The sequence below is a fragment of the Pseudomonas emilianonis genome, assembly GCF_023072625.1.
In the GTDB taxonomy this organism is placed as follows: Bacteria; Pseudomonadota; Gammaproteobacteria; order Pseudomonadales; family Pseudomonadaceae; genus Aquipseudomonas; species Aquipseudomonas paraveronii.
In genome coordinates this window covers 1-8450 of record NZ_JAKNRV010000231.1, presented here as the reverse complement: position 1 = coordinate 8450, position 8450 = coordinate 1, and the positions used below count along the sequence as shown (strand labels likewise).

General features: G+C 59.1%; 4 protein-coding genes and 2 pseudogenes. 1 reads left to right on the top strand and 5 read right to left on the bottom strand.

Features of this window, described 5'->3' with window-relative positions; all coding sequences use genetic code 11:
- Window positions 1–115 precede the first annotated feature (115 nt).
- Complete coding sequence (locus L9Z73_RS20330) at window positions 116–1057, bottom strand: cache domain-containing protein (RefSeq protein WP_247404637.1); 942 nt, start codon at window positions 1055–1057, stop codon at window positions 116–118.
- Window positions 1058–1733: 676 nt separating this feature from the next.
- A pseudogene (locus L9Z73_RS20325) lies at window positions 1734–1971 on the bottom strand (LysE family translocator); the annotation flags it as partial.
- 103 nt (window positions 1972–2074) lie between these two features.
- Here L9Z73_RS20325 and L9Z73_RS20320 point away from each other — a divergent pair.
- On the top strand, window positions 2075–2800 hold the full coding sequence (locus tag L9Z73_RS20320) for a hypothetical protein (protein ID WP_247404634.1): 726 nt from the start codon (window positions 2075–2077) through the stop codon (window positions 2798–2800).
- Window positions 2801–2915: 115 nt separating this feature from the next.
- Here L9Z73_RS20320 and L9Z73_RS20315 read toward each other — a convergent pair whose 3' ends face one another.
- The 3 genes and pseudogenes from L9Z73_RS20315 to L9Z73_RS20305 all read right to left on the bottom strand — a co-directional run.
- Window positions 2916–5075: a TonB-dependent siderophore receptor gene (locus tag L9Z73_RS20315; RefSeq protein WP_247404631.1), complete on the bottom strand. Its 2160-nt coding sequence runs from the start codon at window positions 5073–5075 to the stop codon at window positions 2916–2918.
- Between the two features lie 430 nt (window positions 5076–5505).
- The gene (locus tag L9Z73_RS20310; protein WP_247404628.1) at window positions 5506–8061 is read right to left on the bottom strand and encodes an autotransporter outer membrane beta-barrel domain-containing protein; all 2556 of its coding nucleotides are present in this window, start codon (window positions 8059–8061) and stop codon (window positions 5506–5508) included.
- Between the two features lie 222 nt (window positions 8062–8283).
- Window positions 8284–8450: pseudogene (locus L9Z73_RS20305) on the bottom strand (PIG-L family deacetylase); the annotation flags it as partial.

The following is an 8450-nucleotide window of genomic DNA, read 5'->3' as shown; positions in this document are numbered from 1 at the left end:
GATGAGATCGGAAGGCATTAAAGCGAAGGGGGAAGTCGGTCGGGCCATGCGCATAACCAATCCATGACATTGGACGCACAGTATATCGTTACCATTAGATAAATGAATTAACCGCTCAGTCCACTAGGCTGGTCAGCACCAAAATTATAAGCCCCACCATAACTGATGCGTGATAGACGTAAGTCCACCATGTTGCAAATACCGAATCTAACGATAATCCGGCTGCAGCCACGATCGGAAGGCCGCGTATGCGGCTGTATGCGTAGACGCGTTCTATCCCGTCCACGACGGACGTCAGGGTTGCTGTTCCCTCGTCGCTGTGTATTAAATATCGACTAAACAGCTCTCCCTTTGCGATATTAGTCGTCATTAGCGCGTCAATCATTGGTCGTCGTGCCAGCAAATTACCGTTATTCAGTGCAAGCAGTATCACTCCTTGTTTGTCTACGTCTAAACGCTCAAAGAAACTTTGAAAGTATGCGACGGGCAACGTCGCCAAAACCACGCCGCTGAAGCGGCCATCGGGGTATTGAGTGCGACGGCTGACAGGGATGATCATGTCGCCGGTAGTGCGGCTAAAAATCACCTCGCCTATATGGATGGCCGTGCCAGGATGGTTCCTGTGGTAGATAAAATAAGAACGATCGCTATTGTTTTTTGCGACTGTCTCTGAGGAGAACGAATTAACAACCCAGTCGCCATTCTCGTCGTAAATGAACAACCCTTGAATTCCGTCAGTTGCCTCAACGTTGTTGGCCATTACGTTGGATAAACGAACTCTCTGTTCGTTGCTAAGTTTGTCATTTTCAACGCGCTCTGCAAGGTTGCTGAGAATGCTTTCAGCCTGACGCAAGGTATCTTGAGCCTGCTGCTCGGAGGCCCGAACAATGTTGCGGACAGCAATTTTTGCATTCATCAATCGTTCGTCCGCCGACTGCTTTAACTGCCAAGCAATTGCGGACACCAGCATGACACAGACCAAAAAGATGAATGCTACCAAGCCCACAGAAAGAGCTTTGGGTGTTAATCGACCCGACACGAGCGTTATGGTTTTCATTGAGCTCATCATAGCGTTGAAGTACTGAACCTTCCTGTGAATTTTCTACAATTCATCAGCTTCAGGTTGGGCGTATCCACAGCGATCAGAATACCGAGTCAATATGGGCTTAATAAGCACAACATTCACGTTATAAATCTACATAAGATCGGCGTTATGCAAATACTGTATGGCGCAGCCGGGGAGGGGACTGGGATCGGCGGCTGGATTAAATTCACCCTGCACACCCAGTGAAAGGCTCAACATTTCACACCAAAATAGAGCGCCAGTCCCATGAGGCCATTTTTTCGGAAGCGAAAAACCACAAACCCAAGACTTTCTCTCGGAAAATCATGGGTTTGCGTTTTAATGATTTGGCGGTGAAGAAGAGATTCGAACCCGCATCACTTTAGACGCAAACCGCATCCCATTCAGCGCCCACGCAAGGACTGCTTTTGGCGGATTTGTGCCTGTCGCCAGCGGCGGCGGCCGACCGAGGCTGTGTAAAAACGTTTTCGAACGCCACAGGCACTCAAAACCGGACTAAAAATCGCGCATCTGAGCGAAATCCACATCTGCTGACGTGCCGATAAATTTCAGATTTAACGTAGACGCGCGCACTTCAATTTTTACGAAGCGTTTTTACACACTCTGGGCCGAAAGCAGTCCGTCAGAATAATTCATAGTGCGCATCATCAGGATTACCCGCTGCCACCAAAACTCCTGACGCGCCAGCGCCCATATTCCCACCTTGGCCGTAACCGATTCGTCCTGCGTCTGCGGGTCGGCCGCCACAGCTGAATCGCCAGATACAACAGATGCGCCGCCACGACGATCTTGATCGCGTAGAACAACAACTCCGACGTTTGCAGCACTACCGCCAACGCGTCGGAGGGGTGGGCGATCATGCCGGAGAAGGCAAGCAGGCTGGGAAGGTCGAGGATAAAGGCGCTTGAGGGGGTAAGATAATCCGAGCCCTAAAGCTTGACCCATCGCCGTCGATAACCTCTATGAACCAATCAATCATGGACCGATGAAATGGTGCTTACCTTCAGCGCTACCTATATCCCGCCCGCCAATACCAGCCTTACGCCCTCTGACCCGATACTCGTGGCCAAGCCTCTGACGGATGTCGCGAAGGACGTCTTGGCCAGCGCCAGCCCTGCAGCCGTCTACCATCCCAGCAAAGACGTTGAATCTATGGAATCGCCGGAGGCTATCGATACCTGGGTCGGTCGGTCCGCATCGCGAGCGCTTCCTCGGTTCGTCGAGATCGCCAAAGGCGCGCAAAGCGCGCTGAAAGCCACGTTCAATACGTTCCAGTCAACGCTGGCAGCGACTTATCCGGATTTAGCCGGCAAGAAATATGGCTTTACGGTGGAGGCCGATGGCGCGCTGAAGGTGCTCAATCAGGCCGGCGAGCTCAGCAGTTCGCAGACTCAGCGGCTGACCCTGCTGCTGAATCAATCCAAGGATCTGAAAGCCGCCGCCATTACGTTCCGCGACGCATCTATCGACATGGTCGATGCCGATTCGCCGTGGTCCGGTAACTACATGGGCCGCTACAGCCTGACCCAGGAGAACTTCGCCGCCACGCTTGATTTGGTGCCATTGTTCAACAGCCCTGGCTCGGTGCCTGCCCAGGAGTACGTGGCCGGGCTGTTTTTTAGCCAGATGGAGTACAAAGGCGAACTGGCGACGCGCGAGACGGAAACCGCGATGCGTGAGCGCCGCGTTGCGCAGGGGCTTGCATCGCTCTACTAATGGGGCGTGTCCTCCTCTCTCAGCGCACGGATGAAGCCTGCGTTCGTGCGTCTTCTGCGCCAACCTGAAGATCGAAAACGGCTACCCGAGCCGGTAGCCGTGGGCGCCGCAACCGTCAGAAACTGTACTTCGCCGTCACGCCAAAGCTGCGCGGGTTGCCGTAGGTGTCGGTGGAGCCCCAGGTGGGGCTGGCGCCGATCGCCGAGTAGTAGGTGCGGTCGAAGATGTTGTTCGCGTTCACTTGCAGGTCCAGGTGCTTGTTCACTTGGTAACCGGCCATCAAATCCGCTACCGCATAGCTGCCTTGCTCCAGGCGATAGTAGCTGCCGTTGGTGAGGGCGATGTCGTTGTACATGCGGCTTTGCCAGTAGACGTTGCCACCGATGCGCAGTTTTTCCAGCGGGCCCTGGAAGCGGTAGGACGTGGTGAGTTTGAACAGGCGCTCCGGGGTATCGGTGTCGAAGCGCTGGTTGTCGTTGGCGGGGTTGCTGTCCTTGATGAAATGCGCGCGGGTGTAGGTGAAGCCGCCGCCGACTTGCCAGTTCTCGGTGAGGGCGCCTTGCAGTTCCAGGTCGATACCCTGGCTGCGCACCAGGCCGGCTGCGCCATAGCAGGTGAGCACCGGGCAACCGGCCTGGGTGGCGGCGGTGGTGGCGCGGTTTTTCTGGTCGACCTGGAACACCGCCAGACTGGCGTTGAGCGCGCCGTTGAAGTATTCGCCCTTGATGCCCACTTCGTAATTTTCGCCCACGATCGGCTCCAGCACCTTGCCTGAGAGGTCTTTTTCGCTTTGTGGGGTGAAGATGTCGGTGTAGCTGGCATAGACCGAGTGGTGCTCGTCGAGGTCGTAGATCACCCCGGCATAGCGCGTCAGGTTGCGCGTGACTTTGTAGTCGCCGTCTTGGCTTTGGCGGTCGTCGTAGTCGTACCAGTCCAGGCGCGCACCGAGGATGACCTTGAGCGGGTCGGCCAGGTTCAGGCGTGTGGTCAGGTAGACGCCGTCCTGGGTGGTGAGGCTGTGGGTTTTGCCGTTGCGCTGGAAGTCGGGTTTGGCGCCGTTGAGCGGGTAATTGGTGTCGTAAGGGCTGTATTCCTTGGAGGTGGCGTCGTAAATGCGTTTGCTGGTGCCGACCACCACTTCGTGGGTGCGGCCGAAGGCCTCGACCGGGCCGCTGGCGAAGGTATCGAACGCGTATTGTTTGTTGTCCTGGTGCGATTGGTAGGCGGTGCGCGCCAGCTCGGTTTGGTAGCGCGACTGGTAACTGCCGGTGAACACGCCGTCCAATTGCGACGCGGAGCCGGAGACGTTGAGTTTCCAGCCATTGTCGAAGCGGTGCTCGACGTCGCCGAACACCGTGTTGATCGCAAGCTCCTTGTTTTCCCAGTCGCTGCCGGGGTTGGTGGAGCGGGGCAGGTTCAGGTGATGGCCGTCTGTGCCGATGGGCAGGCCGCCCCAGAAGAAGTTGGTCTGGTCTTCCTGTCGGGAGAAGCCGAGGGTGGCGGTGGTGTCTTCGCTCAGGTCGGCTTCGCTGATGGCGTAGAACAGGCCGTGGTCGCTGGTTTCGTTGTCGCGGAAGCTGTTGGCGTCGCGGTACGAGCCGACCACACGGCCGCGCAGGGTACCGCTGTCGTTCAAGGCGCTGGATGCATCGAGTTCCATGCGGTAGTCATCCCAACTACCGGCGGCGCCGGTGATTGACACCTGCGGCGTAGCGGTTGGGCGCTTGCGCACAAAGTTGATCGCTGCCGACGGGTTGCCGGCGCCGGTGACCAGGCCGGTGGCGCCGCGAATCACTTCGACCCGGTCGAACATCGCCAGGTTGGGCTGCACGCTGTTGGCGTAGCCCGAGTAGGCGCTGGGCAGGCCGTCGAACATCATGTTGTCGATGTCGAAGCCGCGCGAGCTGTAGGTCTGACGGCCCGGGCCTTCAGCCTGGCTGAGGAACAGGCCGGGCGTGTTCTTGACCACATCGTTGACACTGGTCATGGCCTGGTCGTCCATGCGCTGGCGGGTGATCACGGTCACGGCCTGCGGGGTTTCGCGCATGGTCAACGGCAACTTGGTGGCCGTCGCCATGGGCCCGGTGGTGTACGACTGGGTGCCTTCGGTGGTCTCGCCCAGTTGCTCACCGCTGATCTCGGTGGCGCCCAGTTCAAGCGGTGCCGGTGCTTTTTCGGTGTCGGCCGCCAGCGTTGTCTGGGTGCCGCTGAGACAGATGGCCAATGCCAGTAGACTGGGTGAAAAACGCGTGCCGACAGGTTGTTGAACGAACATGAATCTGAGCCTCCCCGAGCGCCTTTAACGGCGAATGATAAGCGAATCGATAACTATTCGTATCAGTGTGACAGATTGAATCCGGCCAAAAAAGGCTTGGGGGGGAATGACTTAACAAATTTTTCACATTTTGCTGGGTGGCAGTTTGCCGCCCGCGCGCGAAATCATCCGAAGTCGCCGCTGTTGCGTGAGGCCGCAACCGCCAGCGGGCTGGCGGTCAAGCCGACGCTATTGCGTGGCGGTACGGTGAAAAAAAGGGGCCTTTAGAATTACTGCCGGTCAGTTAAGCGATAGAGCTGCAACCGGTAGCCCGTGGCGAGGGAGCTTGCTCCCGTTGGACTGCGTAGCAGTCCCCTCTGTTGGGGCCGCTTCGCGTCCCAGCGGGAGCAAGCGCCCTTGCCACAGTGACCGTGTTCTTCTTTATTAGCCGTCAGAACTCCATTCGCAGGCCCACCGTGCCTTGTCGGCTGTTGAGCCTCTGGCTATCCAGGTTGCGGTTATAGCCGACTTCGCTGTACAGGCTGACGCTCTTGGCCACCTCCAGCGTGGCACCCAGACTCAGGCCCAGGGAGGTGGACTTCTGTTCGGTGTCGATGTCCGTCACCCCGTTAAAGGTGACGGTGTTCTGCCCGGCGCCGGTATGCCAGAGATTGGCCCGCGCGTAGGGCTGCAACGGCAGGCCGCGCAGCTGATAGTCGCCGCGCAGACGTATGCCCAGGCGCGTGGTGACGCTGGTGTCGGCGTTGTAGGCAACGTCGGAGATGCCATCGTTCTGACTGTCTAGCTTGGTTTGGCTCACGAACAATTGAACCTGGGGCTCAGCCACCCAATCGGCCGTCATCTGGAACGGCCAGCCGACCTCGGCGGAAGCGGCGACGTTGTGCCCGCGAGTCTTCATCTTCACTCCTCGGTCCGATTCGTTGTTGCCATCGAAACGGGTGCCCATGAGCACCAGATCGAGATAGGCCTGGTTGGCGCCGATCAGCGTCCAGTACACGCCCAGGCTGTCACCGCGCAGGGTAGTGTTGCCGGCGGCCTTGTCCTGCCAGCCGCCGTTGAAACCCTTGACGTCGCCTTTCAAGCGGCTGTGGCCAACGAAGAAACCGGCCCGCTGCACTGCGCCGTTGTCGGGGGTGTTCGCATACACATCCGTACCGATCTGGAACGCGGACAGCGAACTGTTCAGCGTAGGGCTCACCGTGCCGGCGAAACTCTGGCGGCTGCTGTTGCCATAAATGCGCCCCCAACCGGCCGGGAAGGCGCCGGTCTGCTGTTGCTGGCTCTGATCGCCCATGCGTTCGTGATAGGTGCCCAGCATGGCCTCGACGATTTGTTGCGCAGCGGGAAACAATACCGTGTAGATCGGCACTTCCGGGCGGTAGATCGGGATCGGCGTGATGCCCGGATTGGAGGGCAGTTCAGGCGTGCCTACCACCGGTTCGGGCAACGGCGTCACCGGGCCTGGCAGCGGCGTCACCGGCACCGATGAGCGCAGGTAGTAGTTTTCACCCGAGCCCGCTTTGTCGCCGCCTTTGAACAGGTAGTAGTCGAAGGCGCCTGCGGAGACCCGGTTTGCCAGGGTGAAGTGGGTGCCGCCGCCGCTGGCACCGTTGATTGCCCGGACTACCTGGATACCGTCCTGCACGGTTTCGGCACCCGGCCCTGCGAGATTGCTCACGCTGATGGGGGTGGTGCCGCTGATCGTGCCCGTGCTGATCACCAGCAAATCGCTGGGTGAACCGTCGCTGCCCAGTACACTTTGTAGCGCGAGCCCGCCGCCGTTGCCGTTGTAATTACCGTTCACCGTCAGGCTGTCGGTGGCACTGGTACTGCCGGTGGTCATGTCGATCAGGCCGCCGTTGTTCAAGGTGACTGATTGGCCGGCGGTGAAGGGGTTGAGTGAACCGGTGGTGACGGTCAATTTGCTGGACCCGTCGAGGGTCATGCTGCCGGTGCCGGTTTCGTTGTCGCCCAGTGTGAAAGCGCCGCCGAGTTTGAGGTCCGAGCCATTCACCACCAGCACCTGCTCCCAGCTTGTGTAGCGCGACGGGACGTCGGTCTGCGTGTGGTCGAACGTGAGTGTGTCGTTGCCCAGGCCGCCATCCACCAGCGGGTTGGAGGACAGCAGCGTTTCGTTGAGGTTTGTCAGCAGGGCGGTGTCGTTGCCGGCACCCATGACGATCAAACCGTTGATCTTGCCGCCATCGTGCCAGATCAACTGGTCGTCACCGAAGCTGGCGAGGATCTGCCCGTTGACCACGCCGCCGCTGACTTCAATCACATCATTGCCGCCGCTGGTGCTGATGTTGCCGCCGATGTAACTGGTGCCCGAGACCAGAATATGGTCTTTGCCGAACCCGGTGACCAGGTTGCCCAGGATGGTGCCGCCTTGCATGTCGAACACGTTGTCATCGAGCTTCATGTCGACCCGACCGATGGTGCCTCCCGTCATCGTGGCGTGGTCGCCATCTTCAAAGGCGCCTGTGATGACGCCACCACTCATGTTGAAGGTGTCCAGTCCATCGCCTTGGGCCAGGGAGGCGATGGTGCCGCCGCTCATGGCAAAACTGTCGATGCCAGTGCCTTGGCTGATCGCGCCCGCCTGCCCGCCGGTGATCTGCACCACATCCGCGCCGGCGCCTTGGGTGACCGAGCCGGTGACGGTGCCCTGGTTCAGCCGGAAAATATTCGCGCCGTCGCCCTGGTTCAGTGAACCGTTGAGCGCCGCCGTCGGCCCATTCACGTCCACCAGGTCGTTACCTGCCCCGAAGGTGACATTGCCGTTGATCGCGCCGCTGCCGCTGATATTCAGGGTGTTGTTGCCGCCGGTGTCGGTAAAACCCGGCGCCGAGGCGCTGTCGCACGTGGAGATGTCATCGCCGGCGGTGTTGTTGACCGTGCATGCGCCATACGAGGCGAGTGGCCATGCCGTCACGGCAATGATTGAGCTGATACCCAGCAACAGAGCAGATCTCGATGTGCGCATGACCCGTCCTCGTTCGAAGCAAGCATCGCCCGGCACCTGGGCAAGCAGGTGCGGTTCGGACCATGGCAACAACGAACGCGATACGGATCAGGGACTGCCGGTTACCCCATTCTGAAAACATCGGCCAATGCAAAGGGTTGGCATGGCTTTCTCGACTGCACCTTAGTCGCACATCCAAGGGGCCGCTACTGTCAGAAATAACAGGTATAGACGAGTTTGGATCTAGACAAACACGATCTCATAAGGCTCGCGCATCCGCTCCAGCAGCACCTGGGCGAGCATCGGCGCGAGCCCGATCTCCGGGTCTCCGGCCAGTTGGCTGGCATAGGCATGGGCCGCGTGCAGTTTGCGCGCCACGCTCCAGGTGTCGAGGCGCACCTTGCGCGCAC

Excerpts from the sequence above, each read along its gene's own strand:
- L9Z73_RS20330 (WP_247404637.1), bottom strand. The coding sequence starts at position 1,057 with ATGAAAACCATAACGCTCGTGTCGGGTCGATTAACACCCAAAGCTCTT.
- L9Z73_RS20320 (WP_247404634.1), top strand. The coding sequence starts at position 2,075 with ATGGTGCTTACCTTCAGCGCTACCTATATCCCGCCCGCCAATACCAGC.
- L9Z73_RS20315 (WP_247404631.1), bottom strand. The coding sequence starts at position 5,075 with ATGTTCGTTCAACAACCTGTCGGCACGCGTTTTTCACCCAGTCTACTG.
- L9Z73_RS20310 (WP_247404628.1), bottom strand. The coding sequence starts at position 8,061 with ATGCGCACATCGAGATCTGCTCTGTTGCTGGGTATCAGCTCAATCATT.